The following is a 16584-nucleotide window of genomic DNA, read 5'->3' on the forward strand; positions in this document are numbered from 1 at the left end:
ACCTCCGCCCTCCGGGCCGGTTCAGTGGTTAGCAAATTCTCGGTAGCGGCTCGGCGTGGGGAAGATCGAGCGTCCGTTTAACGCCATATAACCCTACGGAGCGCACGCCAGCGCGCTCGACAACGTCGCCAATTATCGCGGCATTCTGTCCGAGCGGGTGAGACCGTAAATGCTCAAGTACGCGCGGCGCGGCTTCTCTGGCGACGGCAATCACCAGTTTACCTTCGTTGGCGAAATTCAGCGCGTCCAGGCCCAGCAGTTCGCAGACGCCTCGCACCGTATCGTTGACCGGCAGCTTCGCTTCATGCAGTTCGATACCGCAGCCGCTGGTAGCGGCGAACTCGTGCGCCACCGCGTTGACGCCGCCGCGAGTGGCGTCGCGTAGCGCTTTGATGCCCGGAATCTCGCGCAGGGTTTGGATAAGCGGCGTCAGCACCGCGCAGTCGCTGGATAACGCGCCGTCCAGCCCCAACTGTTCGCGCAGGTTAAGAATGGTGGCGCCGTGATCGCCTAACGTGCCGCTGACCAGCAGCACATCGCCGGCGCTAATCTGCTGCGCTCCCCAGTGAATATCGCCGGGGATGGCGCCAATACCGGCGGTATTGATGAATAATTTATCCGCTGCGCCGCGCGGCACCACTTTGGTATCGCCGGTCACAATGGCAATCCCGGCTTGCTGCGCGGTAGTTGCCATGCTGCGCACCACCGCTTCCAGCGTCGCCATCTCCAGCCCCTCTTCGAGGATAAACCCACAGGAGAGATAGCGCGGCAGGGCGCCGCTGACCGCCACGTCGTTGGCGGTGCCGCAGACCGCCAGCTTGCCGATATCGCCGCCGGGGAAAAATAACGGATCAATGACGTAGCTGTCCGTTGAGAAGGCCAGCCGATCGCCCTGGGCGGCAAGCCCGGCGAGATCTAAACGCGCCTGATCTTCCTGTTCGGCCAGCCAGGGGTTGGCGAAGGCCTGCATAAACAGCTCGCCAATGAGTTGCTGCATCGCCTGACCGCCGCTACCGTGAGCTAACTGAATGCTTTTCATGCTTTATTTTCCTGACTGCGATATTGATACCAGGCGGCGCAGGCGCCCTCTGAGGAGACCATCAGCGCGCCAAAGGCGCTCTGTGGATTGCAGACGCGGCCAAACAGCGGGCACTGGTGTGGTTTACAACGCCCGGTCAGCACTTCACCGCAGCGGGCGCGCGGGTCGTCGCAAACGCGCTGCGGCGCCGGGCGGAAATGGGCCTCGGCGTCAAAGCGTTGATAATCTGGCGTCAGGCAAACGCCGGAATCGTTGATCGTCCCCAGGCCGCGCCATTCGCTATCGCCGCTCAGGCAAAAGACCTCGGCGATTGCCGCCTGCGCCAGCGCGTTACCGGCATCCGGCACCACGCGACGGTACTGATTCTCTACCCGACTGCGCTGCGCTATTTTCTGCTCAACTAGCATGATCACGCCTTGCAGTAGATCAACTGGTTCAAATCCAGCAACGACTAATGGCCGATGATAGTCGCTGGCGATGAAACCGTAGGCGTCGGTGCCAATCACCATACTGACGTGGCCGGGGGCGAGAAACGCATCGATACCGTTGTCCGGCTGGTCCAGCAGGCTGCGCAGCGTCGGCAGTAAGGTGATGTGCTGACAGAAAAAGTAGAAGTTGCCGACGTTGCGCTCGCGGGCCTGACGCAGCGTCAGCGCGGTGGCGGGCATGGTGGTTTCGAAACCAAGACCGAAAAACACCACCTCGCGCTGCGGATTCTGCTGCGCCAGCCGCAGGGCGTCCATCGGCGAGTAAACGATTCGCACATCGGCGCCGCGACTCTTCGCCTGCAGCAGCGACCCGTTTTTTCCCGGCACGCGCATCGCATCGCCAAAGGTGCAGAAAATCACATCCGGACGGCTGGCTATCTCGATACACGCATCAATGCGGCCCATCGGCAGGACGCACACCGGGCAGCCGGGGCCGTGAATAAATTCAATATTGTTCGGTAATAGCTGGTCGAGGCCGAATTTAAAGATGGCGTGGGTATGGCCGCCGCAGACCTCCATCATCCGCAGCGGACGGGCTTCGCTGTAGTCCAGCTGCCGGGCGCGCTGCTGCAGATGTTCGACCAGCTGCAGCACCTGCTCCGGCGCGCGGTATTCATCAACAAAACGCATTATCGCTCCTCGCCGTACAGCAGCGCGCCGACGTCCGGTTCAACCTCGAACATGTTTTGCAGCGCCTCGAGGGTATCGCGCGCTTCGGCTTCGTTAATCACGCTCATGGCGAATCCGACGTGGACCAGCACCCACTGACCGATGCGCGGCTGGCCCTGCTCGTCGACGGCGCCGACCAGCGTCAGATCGACTTCGCGCTGAATGCCGCACACTTCCACCTTCGCCATCACGCCGTCAATCGTGCGAATTTGCCCCGGAATGCCTATGCACATCGCTGCGCCTCCAGCCAGTTAAGCCACTGCTCCATGCCTTCGCCGCTGGTGGCGGAGAGCAAAATAATCTCGATATGCGGATTCACTTCCCGCGCGCAGGCGAGGCACTTCTCGACGTCAAAGTTGAGGTACGGCAGCAGGTCGACTTTGTTGAGCAGCATCAGGCTCGCGGCGGCAAACATATGCGGATACTTCAGCGGTTTATCTTCCCCCTCGGTAACCGACAGCACCGCCACTTTATGACGTTCGCCAAGGTCGAAGCTGGCCGGGCAGACCAGGTTGCCGACGTTTTCGATAAACAGAATACCGTTATCGCCAGCCGGCAGACGCGCAGAGGCGTCGGCAATCATTTGCGCATCGAGATGGCAGCCCTTGCCGGTATTGACCTGAATCGCCGGCGTGCCGGTGGCGCGGATACGCGCGGCATCGTTGACCGTCTGCTGATCGCCTTCAATGACCGCGCAGTCGACGATGCCTTTCAGGCGCGTCAGGGTTTCGGTGAGCAGGGTGGTTTTACCGGAGCCGGGGCTGGAGACCAGATTCAGTACCAGTTGATTGTTCGCCGCGAAGCGCGCGCGGTTGCGCGCCGCCAGGCGGTTGTTTTTATCCAGCACGTCGATTTCGATTTCCAGCATCCGCCGCTGGCTTTGCCCCGGCGCATGGGTACCCGCTTCGCCGTGGCCGTAGTGCAGATCGCCTTGCGCGCTCCGGGTCGGGGTGAAGTTATCGGTTTTTACGCCGGTGATGGTCATGGTCTGACGCGGGGCGGGAGCGAAGGGGGCGCTGCGAAACGCCGAATGCGGGTTATGTTCATCGCCTTCGATATAAAGGTTGCCTTCTCCGCATCCGCAAGTCGTACACATAATTTTTACTCCAATTCTAAACGCTGAATCTGTAAGCCATCATCCGCCACGATCTGCAACTGGTCGTTATCGCAGTGCGGGCAGCGGCGGACATGCTGAGAGACAAGATGCACATACTGCTGACAGCGTTCACACCAGCATTCAGCCTGTTGCTCGGCAATGTGCAGCGCGCAGCCTTCCGCCAGCGTGCCGCGGCACACCAATTCAAAACAGAAGGTGAGGGCGCTGGCCTCCACGCAGGAAAACGCGCCGACCTTCAGCCACACGCCGGTGACCCGGCGCGCGCCGTTTTGCCGCGCCTGTTGCTCAATGATTTCCAGCGCCCGCTGGCTTAGCGTGATTTCGTGCATGTTGGCCTCCGTTAATACTATGGCGGCTATATGCAATAACGATGCCAGGAGACCATAAACGGTGGGGGAACTGTCGATGACGACGACGGATGGCTGTCATCGACATGTCGCGATGGCGCCAGTATTTTTAATAATTCCTTTAAATTCATATAAATAAATTTTGGCATGGAAAATGCTTAACCGGTGCATCTCATGTAACGGGAGGATCCGGGATGACAATTTGGGAATTAAGTGAAAAGGCGGACTACATCGCCGATCGTCACCGCCAGCATCAGGAGCAGTGGCACACATACTGCAACTCGCTGGTTCAGGGCATCACCCTGTCGAAAGCGCGTCTGCATCACGCGATGAGCTGCGCGCCGGACAAAGAGCTGTGCTTCGTGCTGTTCGGCCACTTTCAGGTATATGTCGCGCTGGCGGAAGGCTTTAACAGCCACACCATCGAATACTACGTAGAAAGCAAAAATGGCGATGACAAACGGCTGATCGCCCAGGCGACGCTGGATGCGGAAGGGGTGATTGACGGTCGCATCAGTAACCGTTCCCGCGAAGCGGTGCTGGAACACTACCTGGCGATCATCGCCACCGTCTATGACCGTCTGTATGAGGCCATGGAGCGCGACCAGCCGGTGGATTTAAGCCATCTGGCGCAGGTCCATTAATTGTGAAGTGTCGACAAGTGTCGAAACCGACACCTGCGCGGCCTGATTTCGTCAAAAGTGACTTTCACCCGAGGATGACCCGGTGAACCGTTTTGTAATTGCTGATTCCAGCGTCTGTATTGGCTGCCGCACCTGCGAAGCCGCCTGTTCCGAGACGCACCGCCAGTATGGCCTGCAAAGTATGCCGCGCCTGCAGGTCATGCGTAATGAAAAAGAGTCTGCGCCGCAGATGTGCCACCACTGCGAAGACGCGCCTTGCGCCGCGGTGTGCCCGGTCAACGCCATTACTCGCGTTGACGGCGCAGTACAGCTGAATGAAAGCCTGTGCGTGAGCTGCAAACTGTGCGGCATCGCCTGCCCGTTCGGCGCGATTGAATTCTCCGGCAGCCGTCCGTTGGATATTCCCGCCAACGCTAACACGCCGATGGCGCCCGCCGCGCCGCCGGCTCCGGCTCGCGTCAGCTCGCTGCTCGACTGGGTGCCGGGCGTTCGCGCTATCGCCGTGAAATGCGACCTCTGCCACTTTGATGAGCAGGGCCCGGCCTGCGTGCGGACCTGTCCGACCAAAGCCTTAGTGCTGGTGGATATTCGCGATATTGCTAAGTCCAGCAAGCGTAAGCGCGAACTGACCTTTAATACCGACCTCGGCGATTTGTCGCTGTTTCAGGCGCAACAAGGGGGCGTGAAATGAGCGTGGTTGCATTAGTGAATCAGGCGGTTGCCTGGTATGCCGCCAGCGCGGTGCTGGCGTTTTTATTTAGTTTGCGTAAACCGCTGAGCGGCGCGATTGCCGGGATCGGCGGCGCGGTCGCCAGCGCGATGTTAATCGTCGCCGGCTTCTCGGCGCTGATCGCGCCGGAGCGGATCAACGGCGGCATGCTGCAGTATCTGCATCTGGCGATGCGGGTGGGCGGGATTAACGCTCTGTGGCTGTTGGCTATCGGCCTGTCGGCGCTGCCGATTTCGCTATTTAACATTTCCTGGCATCGTCATCCGCAGGCCAAATCCAACGGCCTGCTGGTTAACCTGCTGCTGGCTGCCGCCACCTGCGCGGTGGTGGTGACTAATTTCGGCAGCCTGGTGGTGATGGCGGAAATCATGGCGCTGTGCGCCGCGTTCCTTACCGGCTGCGCGCAGTCCGGCAAACTGTGGTTTGCGCTGGGGCGTCTCGGTACCCTGCTGCTGGCGTGGACCTGCTGGCTGGTGTGGTCGTTCTACGGCACTCTCGATCTGGCGGCGATTAGCCAGTTGGCCGCCGGCGCGCCGCAGAACATGGCGCTGTGGCTGCCGGGTCTGCTCGGTTTTGCCCTGCTCGCCGGGGTAATCCCGCTGCACGGCTGGGCGCCACAGGCGCATGCGGGCGCCAGCGCCCCGGCCGCCGCGCTGTTTTCTACGGTGGTGATGAAGGTCGGTCTGTACGGCATCCTGACCGTGTCGCTGGCCGGTAGCGTGCCACCGCTGTGGTGGGGCGTGCTGCTGCTGGTGTTGGGGATGATTACCGCCTTTATCGGCGGGCTGTACGCGCTGATGGAACATAACATCCAGCGCCTGCTGGCTTACCACACCCTGGAAAACATCGGCATTATTCTGCTTGGCCTCGGCGCGTTCGTCACCGGTATTGCTACCGGCAATAATGCGCTGATGGTGCTGGGCTTTATCGGCGGCATGTACCACCTGATCAACCACAGCCTGTTCAAAACCACGCTGTTCCTTGGCGTGGGGGCGGTGTGGTTCCGTACCGGCCATCGCGATATCGAGAAGCTGGGCGGCATCGGTAAAAAAATGCCGCTGATTTCACTCGCCATGCTGGTGGGGCTGATGGCGATGGCCGCGCTGCCGCCGCTGAACGGCTTTGCCGGCGAATGGGTTATCTATCAATCCTTCTTCAAGCTGAGCACCGGCGAGGTGTTTATCGGCCGTCTGCTGGGGCCGCTGCTGGCGGTTGGCCTGGCGATTACCGGGGCGCTGGCGGTGATGTGTATGGCCAAAGTCTACGGCGTCACCTTCCTCGGCGCGCCGCGCAGTAAAGAGGCGGAAAACGCCACCTGCGCGCCCTGGCTGATGACCTTAAGCGTGGTGCTGGCCGCCGCGTGCTGCGTCATCGGCGGCGTGGCGGCGCCGTGGTTGTTGCCGCTGGTCGGCCACGTTATTCCGGTTCCTGCGCAGGCCACTAGCGTCGTATCGCAGCCGCTGATCGCCATTCTGCTGATTGCCTGTCCGCTGCTGCCGTTCCTGCTGATGATCTTCTTCAAAGGCGACCGCCTGCCGGCGCGCTCGCGCGGCGCGGCGTGGGTCTGCGGCTACGACCATGAACAAGCAATGGTGGTCACCGCCCACGGCTTCGCCATGCCGGTGAAAGAAGCCTTTGCGCCGCTGCTGAAGCTGCGTCACTGGTTGAATCCGGTACGGCTGGTGCCCGGCTGGCAGAACGCCTCCGCGCCCGCCTTGCTGCGCGGCGTGGCGCTGATCGAACTGGCGGTACTGGTGGTGATTGTGATTTCGCGAGGAGCCTGAGAGTGAACCTATTCGTTGCATTAATACAGGCGCTGGTACTGTTTGCCGTCGCGCCGCTGCTGTCCGGCCTGACCCGCGTTGCCCGCGCGCGCCTGCATAACCGCCGCGGGCCGGGGGTACTGCAGGAGTATCGGGATATCCTGAAACTGCTGGGTCGCCAGAGCGTGGGCCCGGACGCTTCCGGCTGGGTATTCCGCCTGACGCCGTTTGTGATGGTTGGCGTGATGCTGACCATCGCCGCCGCGCTGCCGGTGGTGACCGTAGATTCACCGCTGCCGGGGCTGGGCGACCTGATTACGCTTATCTATCTGTTCGCCATCGCCCGCTTCTTCTTCGCCATTTCCGGCCTGGATACCGGCAGTCCGTTCACCGCCATCGGCAGCAGTCGTGAAGCGATGCTCGGCGTGCTGGTCGAACCGATCCTGCTGCTTGGGCTGTGGGTCGCGGCGCAGGTTGCCGGCTCCACCCATATTAGCGCGATTACCGATACCGTTTACCACTGGCCCGCCGCGCGCAGCATCCCGCTGATCCTGGCGCTGTGCGCCTGCGCTTTCGCCACCTTCATCGAAATGGGCAAACTGCCGTTCGATTTAGCCGAGGCCGAACAGGAACTGCAGGAAGGACCGCTTTCCGAGTACAGCGGTAGCGGTTTTGCGGTGCTGAAGTGGGGCATCAGCCTGAAACAGCTGGTGGTGCTGCAGATGTTCGTCGGCGTATTTATCCCGTGGGGACAGATGACCAGTTTTAGCGCGCCAGGCCTGCTGCTGGCGCTGGTGGTCGCCATCGTCAAGCTGGTGGCGGGAGTGCTGATTATCGCGCTGTTCGAAAACAGCATGGCGCGTCTGCGCTTTTGTGCCACCTCCCGCGTTACCTGGGCCGGGTTTGGTTTCGCCTTTTTAGCTTTCGTCTCCTTGCTGGTGGCGTGATTAAGAGAATTTGAGCATGTCTGAAGAAAAAATCGGTCAACACTATCTTGCGGCGCTGCACCAGGCCTTTCCTGGCGTGGTGCTGGACGAAGCCTGGCAGACCAAAGATCAGCTAACCGTCACCGTGAAGGTTAACTACCTGCCGGAAGTGGTCGAGTTCCTGTACTACAAGCAGGGCGGCTGGCTGTCGGTACTGTTCGGCAACGACGAACGTAAGCTGAACGGCCACTATGCGGTTTACTATGTGCTGTCGATGGAGCAGGGCACGAAGTGCTGGATCACCGTGCGCGTGGAAGTCGACGCTAATAAACCGGAATATCCGTCGGTGACCCCGCGCGTGCCGGCGGCGGTATGGGGCGAGCGCGAAGTACGCGATATGTACGGTCTGGTGCCGGTGGGCCTGCCGGACGAGCGCCGCCTGGTGCTGCCGGACGACTGGCCGGATGAACTCTATCCGCTGCGTAAGGACAGCATGGACTACCGCCAGCGCCCGGCGCCGACCACCGACGCGGAGACCTACGAATTCATTAACGAGCTCGGCAGTAAGAAAAACAACGTGGTGCCGATTGGCCCGCTGCACGTCACCTCCGATGAGCCAGGCCATTTCCGTCTGTTTGTCGACGGCGAGAACATTATCGACGCCGATTACCGCCTGTTCTATGTCCATCGCGGCATGGAAAAGCTGGCGGAAACCCGCATGGGCTACAACGAAGTAACGTTCCTGTCGGACCGGGTATGCGGCATCTGCGGCTTCGCCCACAGCACTGCTTATACCACGTCGGTAGAAAACGCGATGGGTATCGTGGTGCCGGAGCGCGCGCAGATGATCCGCGCCATTCTGCTGGAAGTGGAACGCCTGCACTCGCACCTGCTGAACCTTGGCCTGGCTTGCCACTTCACCGGTTTTGACTCCGGTTTTATGCAGTTCTTCCGCGTACGCGAAACCTCAATGAAGATGGCGGAGATCCTCACCGGCGCGCGTAAAACCTACGGTATGAACCTGATCGGCGGGATTCGCCGCGATCTGCTGAAAGAGGACATGATCCAGACCCGCCAGCTGGCGCAGCAGATGCGCCGCGATGTGCAGGAGCTGGTGGATATGCTGCTCAGCACGCCGAATATGGAACAGCGTACCGTCGGTATTGGCCGTCTGGATCCAGAAATCGCCCGCGACTTCAGTAACGTCGGCCCGATGGTCCGCGCCAGCGGCCACGCCCGCGATACTCGCGCCGATCACCCGTTCGTCGGTTACGGTCTGCTGCCGATGGAAGTCCACAGCGAGCAGGGTTGCGACGTGATTTCCCGCCTCAAGGTACGTATCAACGAGGTTTATACCGCGCTGAATATGATTGATTTCGGTCTCGACAATCTGCCCGGCGGCCCGCTGATGGTGGATGGCTTCACCTATATTCCGCACCGCTTCGCGCTGGGCTTCTCGGAAGCGCCGCGCGGCGACGATATTCACTGGAGCATGACCGGCGACAATCAAAAACTGTACCGCTGGCGCTGCCGTGCGGCGACCTACGCCAACTGGCCGACCCTGCGCTATATGCTGCGCGGCAACACCGTCTCCGACGCGCCACTGATTATTGGCAGCCTCGACCCTTGCTACTCCTGTACCGACCGTATGACGGTGGTCGATGTACGTAAGAAGAAAAGCAAAGTGGTGCCGTACAAAGAGCTGGAGCGCTACAGCATCGAGCGTAAAAACTCGCCGCTGAAATAAGGAATCGCCATGTTTACCTTTATCAAAAAAGTCATCAAGACCGGCACCGCGACCCACTCCTATCCGCTGGAGCCGATGCCGGTGGATAAGAACTTCCGCGGCAAACCGGAACACAATCCGCAGCAGTGCATCGGCTGCGCGGCCTGCGTGAATGCGTGTCCGTCTAACGCCCTGACGGTAGAGACCGATCTGGCGACTAACCAGTTGGCGTGGCAGTTCAACCTCGGGCGCTGCATTTTCTGCGGCCGCTGTGAAGAAGTTTGCCCGACGGCGGCGATTAAGCTGTCGCAGGAGTATGAGCTGGCGGTGTGGAAAAAAGAGGATTTCCTCCAGCAATCGCGCTTTGCCATCTGCCACTGTCGGGTCTGCGAACGGCCTTTCGCGGTACAAAAAGAGATCGACTACGCTATCGCGCTGCTTAAGCACAACGGCGATACCCGCGCCGAATTGCACCGCGAAAGCTTTGAGACCTGCCCGGAATGCAAGCGTCAGAAATGCCTGGTGCCATCCGATCGTATTGAACTGACTCGCCACATGAGGGAGGCCAGCTGATGAGCAATTTATTAGGCCCGCGCGATGAAAACGGCATTCCGCTGCCGATGACGGTGGAGGAATCCATCGCCAGCATGAAGGCCTCGCTGCTGAAAAAAATCAAACGTTCCGCCTACGTTTATCGCGTCGACTGCGGCGGCTGTAACGGCTGTGAAATCGAGATTTTCGCCACCCTTTCGCCGCTATTCGATGCCGAACGCTTCGGAATTAAAGTAGTGCCGTCGCCGCGCCATGCCGATATTCTGCTGTTCACCGGCGCGGTGACCCGCGCGATGCGTTCGCCGGCGCTGCGCGCCTGGCAATCGGCGCCGGATCCGAAAATCTGCATCTCTTACGGCGCCTGCGGCAACAGCGGCGGTATCTTCCACGATCTGTACTGCGTATGGGGCGGCACCGACAAAATCGTGCCGGTCGACGTCTATATTCCGGGTTGTCCGCCGACGCCTGCCGCCACGCTGTACGGTTTTGCGATGGCGCTTGGTCTGCTGGAGCAAAAAATCCACGCTCGCCTGCCGGGCGAGCTTGACGAACAGCCAACCGAATTGCTGCATCCCAACATGGTGCAGCCGCTGCGGGTGCGTATCGATCGCGAAGCGCGCCGTCTGGCCGGCTATCGCTATGGTCGCCAGATTGCCGACGACTATATGCGTCTACTGGGGCAGGGCGATAACCAGGTACTGCGCTGGCTGGAGGCGGAGAAAGATCCGCGTCTGACCGAGATCGTCACGCACCTGAATCAGGTGGTCGAGGGGGCGCGTATCCGATGAGCGAGACGGTGGTGTTCAGTCAGCTGAGCCGTAAATTTATTGATGAGAACGACGCGACGCCGGATCAGGCGCAGCAGGTGGTCTATTACAGCCTGGCGATTGGCCACCACCTCGGCGTCATTGACTGCCTGGAAGCGGCGTTAAGCTGCCCGTGGGAGGACTATCTGGCGTGGATTGGCACGCTGGAGGCGGGCAGCGCCGCGCGGCGTAAAATGGAAGGCGTGCCGAAGTATGGCGAGATTGTTATCGACAGCAATCACGTGGCGATGCTGGCTAACGCCTTTGATAAAGCGCAGTCCGCGCAGACCCCGCAGCAGCAGGCATGGAGTAAAACCCTGCTCAGCATGCTGCACGATATTCACCAGGAAAGCGCCATCTATCTGATGGTGAGGAGACTACGTGACTGACGTTTTACTGTGTGTCGGCAACAGCATGATGGGCGATGACGGCGCAGGCCCGCTGCTGGCGGAAATGTGCGCGGCCAATCCGGTCGGCGGCTGGGTGGTGATTGACGGCGGCAGCGCGCCGGAAAACGATATCGTCGCCATCCGCGAACTGCGCCCGACCCGGCTACTGATCGTCGATGCAACCGATATGGGGCTCAACCCTGGCGAAATTCGCATTGTCGACCCGGACGATATCGCCGACATGTTTATGATGACCACCCACAATATGCCGCTTAACTATCTTATCGATCAGTTAAAAGAGGATATTGGCGAGGTGATTTTTGTGGGCATTCAGCCCGATATAGTCGGTTTCTATTACCCGATGACTCAGCCTGTTAAGGATGCCGTCGCGACGGTATACGCGCGGCTTGATGGCTGGCAGGGGCAGGGCGGTTTTGCCGCGCTGGAAGCGGCCGAGGAACAGGCGTTCCCCGGCTTGCGCTAATGCTTCGCAGGGCTATAAATAGTACGGACCGTAGGCCGGGTAAGGCGTAAGCCGCCACCCGGCAATACCGACTACTCCAGATCCGCCCCGTTGCTGGCGATGACCTTCTTATACCACCAGAACGATTTCTTGCGCTTGCGCGCAAGCGTGCCGTTACCGGCATCGTCGCGATCGACATACACGAAACCGTAGCGCTTGCTCATCTCGCCGGTGGAGGCGGATACCAAATCGATACAGCCCCAGCTGGTATAGCCGATGACCGGAATGCCGTCATCGATGGCGTCGCGCATCGCCTTGATATGCTCGCGCAGATAGCTAATGCGGTAGTCGTCGTTGATTTCGCCGTTGGCGTCAATTTCATCGCGCGCGCCGAGCCCGTTTTCCACGAGGAATAGCGGTTTCTGATAGCGGTCATACATCATGTTCATGGTGATGCGCAGGCCGAGCGGATCGATGCCCCAGCCCCATTCGCTGGCCGCAATGTACGGATTCTTCAGCGACTTGACGATATTGGCGGCGTTGGTATTGCTGGCGTTCATCTCCGCTGACGCGCAGCGCGAGGCGTAATAGCTAAAGGAGACAAAATCAACGGTGTTTTTGAGGATTTCGTCGTCGCCTGGCTGTTTGGCAATAGTGACGCCTTTCTCGCGGAATACCCGCGCGGCCCACACCGGATACGCGCCGCGTGCCTGCACATCGATAAAGAACAGGTTTTCACGATCTTTTTCCAGCGCCATCCAGACATCTTCCGGCTTACAGGAATACGGGTAGAAATTACCGCCCGCCAGCATGCAGCCGACCTGGTTTTGCGGGTTAACCTGATGGGCGATTTTTGTCGCCAGCGCGCTGGCCACCAGCTCGTGATGCGCGGCCTGGTATTTCACCTGTTCCTGATTTTCTCCTTCCTCAAACACCAGACCGGCGCCGGAGTAGGGACTATGCAGCATAATGTTGATTTCATTGAAGGTGAGCCAGTATTTCACCAGTCCGTCAAACGCTTCAAAACAGGTGCGCGCATAGTGGCTGAAAAAATCGACCATCTTCCGGTTACGCCAGGAGCCATATTCCGTCACCAGATGCATCGGGACATCAAAGTGGCACAGGGTGACCAGCGGTTCGATCCCGTACTTTCTGCACTCTTCAAACATCGCACGATAGAAGGCGATACCTTCCGGGTTTGGCTGTTGTTCATCACCGCGCGGGAACAGTCGGCTCCAGGCGATAGAGGTGCGGAAGACGCTAAACCCCATCTCCGCCATCAGGGCGATATCCTCTTTATAGCGATGGTAAAAATCAATCGCCACGTGGCTTGGGTAGAATTCATCTTCGCGAAGCGTAAAGCGCTTCTCCTGGCCCAGCTTCACCGCCAGGCGATGGGCGCCGTGCGGAATAGTATCAACGGTTGTCAGCCCTTTGCCGCCCTCAAGATAAGCGCCTTCAGACTGGTTAGCGGCCAGAGCGCCGCCCCATAAAAATCCGTGTGGAAAACTCGACATGCGTTACCTCGCGTTCAAAAAAGTGTTCAGGCGTGAGTGGCCGCGCCCTGGCGCTGTCTGGCGTCGGCGGCGGCATTTTCTACCGGGATATCTTCAAAACCGAGCAGCAGCGTCAGCGCAAAGGAGAGCGCCACCGACAGCGCCATCACGCCAAAGACCCAAACGATAGTCATCGGATTGGCCGGATCGAAAAACTGGACGCTGGTGAACAGCCCCGGCGCCGCCATCGAATGGCTGGCCAGCCCGGCGATCCCCGCCACCGCCCCGCAAATAAAGCCGCTGATTAAGCTGGCGACCAGCGGGCGTTTCAGACGTACCGCCACGCCGTACAGCGCCGGTTCGGAAATCCCGGCCAGAATCGCCGATGCCGCCGCCGCTAATGCGGTCTGGCGCAGCTCCGGGTTTTTGGTTTTCCACGCCACCGCCAGCGACGAGCCGCCCAGCGACAGGTTGGCGCCGATTTCCGATGGCATCACCATGCCCTCTTTGCCGGTTTCGGCGATGGTCTGAATGATGGTTGGCGTAAAGACGCGGTGCATCCCGGTCATCACCAGCAGCGGCCAGAGTCCGCCCATGATCGCCACCGACAGCCAGCCGAGATAGCTATGGATCGTGTACACCAGCGCGGAGATCGCGCTGCCGATCCAGATGCCGAGCGGGCCAATCAGCAGGATCGCCAGCGGCGCGGCAATAAGCACGATCAGCATCGGTTTAAGGAAGTTTTTTGTCACCGCCGGGGTGATGCGATCGACCCAGCGCTCGATATAAGAGAGACACCAGGTCATCACCAGCGCCGGGATCACCGTGTAGGTGTATTTCACGGCGGTAACCGGAATGAAGGCGAACTCAACGTGCTCACCCTGCGCGGCTTTGGCCATTAATTCGATGAACCCCGGATGCACCAGCACCCCGGCGATGGCGATAGCCAGCGACATATTGGTTTTGAATTTTACCGCCGCGGAAGCGGCAACCATCAGCGGCAGGAAGAAGAACGCGCCGTCGCCGATAAGCGTCAGAATGGTCAGCGTCGGCGAGCCTTTTGGCAACGCGTCGCTCATTTCCAGGATCATCGCCAGCAGTTTGACCATCGATCCGCCAATAATCGCCGGGATCAGCGGCGACATGGTGCCGATCAGCGCATCAAGGATCCCGGCGCCGATGCGTTTTAAGGTCAGCGGCGGTTTCCCCTGCGGCTCAGCCGGGCGCAACTCGCCGGGCAGCAGATTCAGCACTTCGCGATACGCCTGCGATACGGTATTGCCGATGATCACCTGGCACTGGTTATCGCTACGCACGACGCCAAGTACCCCTTGCAGCGCTTTCAGCGCCGGGGCGTCCACGCGTTGGTTATCTTTCACCACAAAGCGCAGGCGGGTCATGCAGTGGGTTACGGCAACGACGTTGTCTGCGCCGCCGATCGCCGTCAGGATCTGGTTCGCCAGGGCTGCATAATTTTTAGACATCGGATTTTATCCTGTTTATCAATAGGGTACTGATTACACGCCAGCGCCTGACGGCGGCTATGCGCGGTATATGCATAGGAAACCGGTTCCACAAAATCATGATGAGTTTCGTTGAGTCATACAAGAATTAAAAAAATCACTTTGCAAATTTGTGATTTTGATCGCTTTGTAGGCAGCGACTGGAAAGCATCCCGGTGATGTCGGCTGCTGAAAAACGGCGAGACGTGCAGTACACTGCAGGCAACTTAAGTTACAGGAAGAACCCCATGGCAACGATGCTGGAGGTTGCGAAGCGCGCGGGAGTATCAAAGGCGACCGTGTCGCGGGTGCTGTCGGGCAATGGCTATGTTAGCCAGGAGACCAAAGACCGGGTGTTTCAGGCAATTGCCGAAAGCGGCTATCGGCCGAATCTGCTGGCGCGCAATCTGGCGACCAAAAAAAGCCAGACCATCGGGCTGGTGGTAACCAACACCCTTTATCACGGCGTCTATTTCAGCGAGCTGCTGTTTCACGTGGCGCGGCTGACGGAAGATCAGGGGCGGCAGCTGATCCTTGCCGACGGCAAACACAGCGCGCAAGAGGAGCGCGAGGCGATTCAGTATCTGCTCGACCTGCGCTGTGATGCGATCATCATCTATCCGCGCTTTCTAAGCGTCGATGAAATGGATGAGATCATCGACAATCATGAGCAGCCGATCGTGGTGCTGAACCGTCGCCTGCGCCGCCACGCCAGCCACTGCGTATGGTCCGATCACAAAGCCTCGGCGCGGATGGCGGTTGAAAAGTTAATTACCAGCGGTCATCGCGACATTGCGTTTATCACCGGTTCGCTGGATTCGCCTACCGGGGTTGAGCGTCTCTCTGGTTATAAAGACGCGCTGGCAGGCCAGGGGCTTCCCGTGCGGCAAGAACTGATCGTTGAAGGGCGCTGGACGCCGCACACCGGCGCCGCCGCTGTCGAAGCGCTCAGCCAACGCGGCGTCAGTTTCAGCGCGCTGGTCGCCAGTAATGACGACATGGCGATCGGTGCGATTAAGCAACTGCACCAGCAGGGGATCGCGGTGCCGCAGCAGGTATCGGTGATCGGTTTCGATGACATCGCGCTGGCGCCGTATGTGATCCCCTCGCTCTCCAGCGTTAAAATTCCGGTCACCGAAATGATGAAAGAGAGCATCAACAGGCTGATCTTTATGCTCGATGGCGGGGAATTTAAATATCAGCAAACTTTCCCCGGCGAGCTGATTGAACGCGAGTCGTTGGCGCGTGGCCCGCATGTCTGATGTCGTCAGCTGTCATCGTCAGTTGTGACGATGACAGCTGCTGTTAATTTAATTCCCTTAAATTTCAATGAAATAAAAGTTGGAACGTATTATGCATAATCCGGCGCGTTAACTTCTTTCCGCTGGAGAAATGGATGAACCGTTTCATTATCGCCGATGCGAGCAAATGCATCGGCTGCCGCACCTGTGAAGTGGCCTGCGTGGTCTCTCATCAGGAAAATCAGGATTGCGCCGCGCTGACGCCGCAGTCGTTCCTGCCGCGTATTCACGTGATCAAAGGTGTCAATGTGTCGACGGCGACGGCCTGTCGTCAATGTGAAGACGCGCCATGCGCCAACGTCTGCCCGAACGGCGCCATCAGCCGCGATAAAGGCTTTGTCCACGTGATGCAGGAGCGCTGCATCGGCTGTAAAACCTGCGTCGTGGCCTGTCCGTATGGGGCGATGGAAGTGGTGGTGCGCCCGGTCGTTCGCCACAGCGGCGCCGGGTTGAACGTCATGGCGGAAAAAGCCGAAGCCAACAAGTGCGACCTGTGCCACCAGCGCGATAGCGGTCCGGCCTGCATTGAAGCCTGCCCGACGCACGCGCTGGTTTGCGTCGACCGCAACAAGCTTGAGCAGATGAACCTCGAAAAACGTCGCCGTACGGCGCTGGCCTGGTAATAC

General features: G+C 59.5%; 18 protein-coding genes. 11 read left to right on the forward strand and 7 right to left on the reverse strand.

Annotated features, from left to right (window positions below):
• Nucleotides 1-28: 28 nt before the first annotated feature.
• The 5 genes from hypE to hypA are packed head-to-tail and all read right to left on the reverse strand — an operon-like array spanning nt 29 to nt 3642.
• Nucleotides 29-1039 carry a hydrogenase expression/formation protein HypE gene (hypE, locus tag PGR10_RS13180; RefSeq protein WP_087858554.1) on the reverse strand — a complete coding sequence of 337 codons (1011 nt, stop codon included), beginning with the start codon at nt 1037-1039 and terminating at the stop codon, nt 29-31.
• Nucleotides 1036-2157: a hydrogenase formation protein HypD gene (gene hypD, locus PGR10_RS13185; RefSeq protein WP_430923600.1), complete on the reverse strand. Its 1122-nt coding sequence runs from the start codon at nt 2155-2157 to the stop codon at nt 1036-1038. The genes hypE and hypD overlap by 4 nt, the downstream gene beginning before the upstream one ends.
• Nucleotides 2157-2429, reverse strand: coding sequence for a HypC/HybG/HupF family hydrogenase formation chaperone (locus PGR10_RS13190; RefSeq protein ID WP_015703264.1), 273 nt, complete (start codon nt 2427-2429; stop codon nt 2157-2159). Before PGR10_RS13190 ends, hypD begins: the two co-directional genes overlap by 1 nt.
• Nucleotides 2420-3292: a hydrogenase nickel incorporation protein HypB gene (hypB, locus tag PGR10_RS13195; RefSeq protein ID WP_430923601.1), complete on the reverse strand. Its 873-nt coding sequence runs from the start codon at nt 3290-3292 to the stop codon at nt 2420-2422. The genes PGR10_RS13190 and hypB overlap by 10 nt, the downstream gene beginning before the upstream one ends.
• Nucleotides 3293-3297: 5 nt before the next feature.
• Entirely contained in the window at nt 3298-3642 is a 345-nt protein-coding gene (gene hypA / locus PGR10_RS13200) for a hydrogenase maturation nickel metallochaperone HypA (RefSeq protein WP_015370023.1), read from the reverse strand.
• A gap of 212 nt (nt 3643-3854) precedes the next feature.
• Between hypA and hycA the strand changes: the two genes are divergently transcribed.
• The 9 genes from hycA (at nt 3855) to hycI (ending at nt 11680) form a co-directional block, all read left to right on the forward strand.
• Entirely contained in the window at nt 3855-4304 is a 450-nt protein-coding gene (gene hycA, locus PGR10_RS13205) for a formate hydrogenlyase regulator HycA (RefSeq protein ID WP_015370024.1), read from the forward strand.
• Between the two features lie 82 nt (nt 4305-4386).
• Nucleotides 4387-4995 carry a 4Fe-4S dicluster domain-containing protein gene (locus tag PGR10_RS13210; RefSeq protein ID WP_015370025.1) on the forward strand — a complete coding sequence of 203 codons (609 nt, stop codon included), beginning with the start codon at nt 4387-4389 and terminating at the stop codon, nt 4993-4995.
• Nucleotides 4992-6818, forward strand: coding sequence for a formate hydrogenlyase subunit 3 (gene hycC, locus PGR10_RS13215; protein ID WP_430923602.1), 1827 nt, complete (start codon nt 4992-4994; stop codon nt 6816-6818). The genes PGR10_RS13210 and hycC overlap by 4 nt, the downstream gene beginning before the upstream one ends.
• A gap of 2 nt (nt 6819-6820) precedes the next feature.
• Entirely contained in the window at nt 6821-7744 is a 924-nt protein-coding gene (locus PGR10_RS13220) for a respiratory chain complex I subunit 1 family protein (protein ID WP_045377374.1), read from the forward strand.
• 16 nt (nt 7745-7760) lie between these two features.
• Nucleotides 7761-9470: a formate hydrogenlyase subunit HycE gene (gene hycE / locus PGR10_RS13225; protein WP_015370028.1), complete on the forward strand. Its 1710-nt coding sequence runs from the start codon at nt 7761-7763 to the stop codon at nt 9468-9470.
• A gap of 9 nt (nt 9471-9479) precedes the next feature.
• Nucleotides 9480-10022: a formate hydrogenlyase complex iron-sulfur subunit gene (locus tag PGR10_RS13230; protein ID WP_015370029.1), complete on the forward strand. Its 543-nt coding sequence runs from the start codon at nt 9480-9482 to the stop codon at nt 10020-10022.
• The gene (locus PGR10_RS13235) at nt 10022-10789 is read left to right on the forward strand and encodes an NADH-quinone oxidoreductase subunit B family protein (RefSeq protein WP_087858548.1); all 768 of its coding nucleotides are present in this window, start codon (nt 10022-10024) and stop codon (nt 10787-10789) included. Before PGR10_RS13230 ends, PGR10_RS13235 begins: the two co-directional genes overlap by 1 nt.
• Complete coding sequence (locus PGR10_RS13240) at nt 10786-11196, forward strand: formate hydrogenlyase maturation HycH family protein (RefSeq protein ID WP_015370031.1); 411 nt, start codon at nt 10786-10788, stop codon at nt 11194-11196. Before PGR10_RS13235 ends, PGR10_RS13240 begins: the two co-directional genes overlap by 4 nt.
• Complete coding sequence (hycI, locus tag PGR10_RS13245) at nt 11189-11680, forward strand: hydrogenase maturation peptidase HycI (protein ID WP_411325251.1); 492 nt, start codon at nt 11189-11191, stop codon at nt 11678-11680. Before PGR10_RS13240 ends, hycI begins: the two co-directional genes overlap by 8 nt.
• 71 nt (nt 11681-11751) lie before the next feature.
• Here hycI and PGR10_RS13250 read toward each other — a convergent pair whose 3' ends face one another.
• Together PGR10_RS13250 and ascF are read right to left on the reverse strand one after the other, a co-directional pair.
• Complete coding sequence (locus PGR10_RS13250; protein WP_015703258.1) at nt 11752-13176, reverse strand: 6-phospho-beta-glucosidase; 1425 nt, start codon at nt 13174-13176, stop codon at nt 11752-11754.
• Nucleotides 13177-13202: 26 nt separating this feature from the next.
• Entirely contained in the window at nt 13203-14639 is a 1437-nt protein-coding gene (gene ascF, locus PGR10_RS13255; RefSeq protein ID WP_430923603.1) for a PTS cellobiose/arbutin/salicin transporter subunit IIBC, read from the reverse strand.
• Between the two features lie 266 nt (nt 14640-14905).
• Between ascF and PGR10_RS13260 the strand changes: the two genes are divergently transcribed.
• Together PGR10_RS13260 and hydN are read left to right on the forward strand one after the other, a co-directional pair.
• Complete coding sequence (locus PGR10_RS13260; RefSeq protein ID WP_430923604.1) at nt 14906-15919, forward strand: LacI family DNA-binding transcriptional regulator; 1014 nt, start codon at nt 14906-14908, stop codon at nt 15917-15919.
• Nucleotides 15920-16053: 134 nt separating this feature from the next.
• The gene (gene hydN, locus PGR10_RS13265; protein WP_015370036.1) at nt 16054-16581 is read left to right on the forward strand and encodes an electron transport protein HydN; all 528 of its coding nucleotides are present in this window, start codon (nt 16054-16056) and stop codon (nt 16579-16581) included.
• The last annotated feature ends 3 nt before the right edge of the window (nt 16582-16584 follow it).

This window comes from Klebsiella sp. 141198 (genome assembly GCF_050600785.1).
GTDB classification, from domain to species: Bacteria; Pseudomonadota; Gammaproteobacteria; order Enterobacterales; family Enterobacteriaceae; genus Klebsiella; species Klebsiella aerogenes.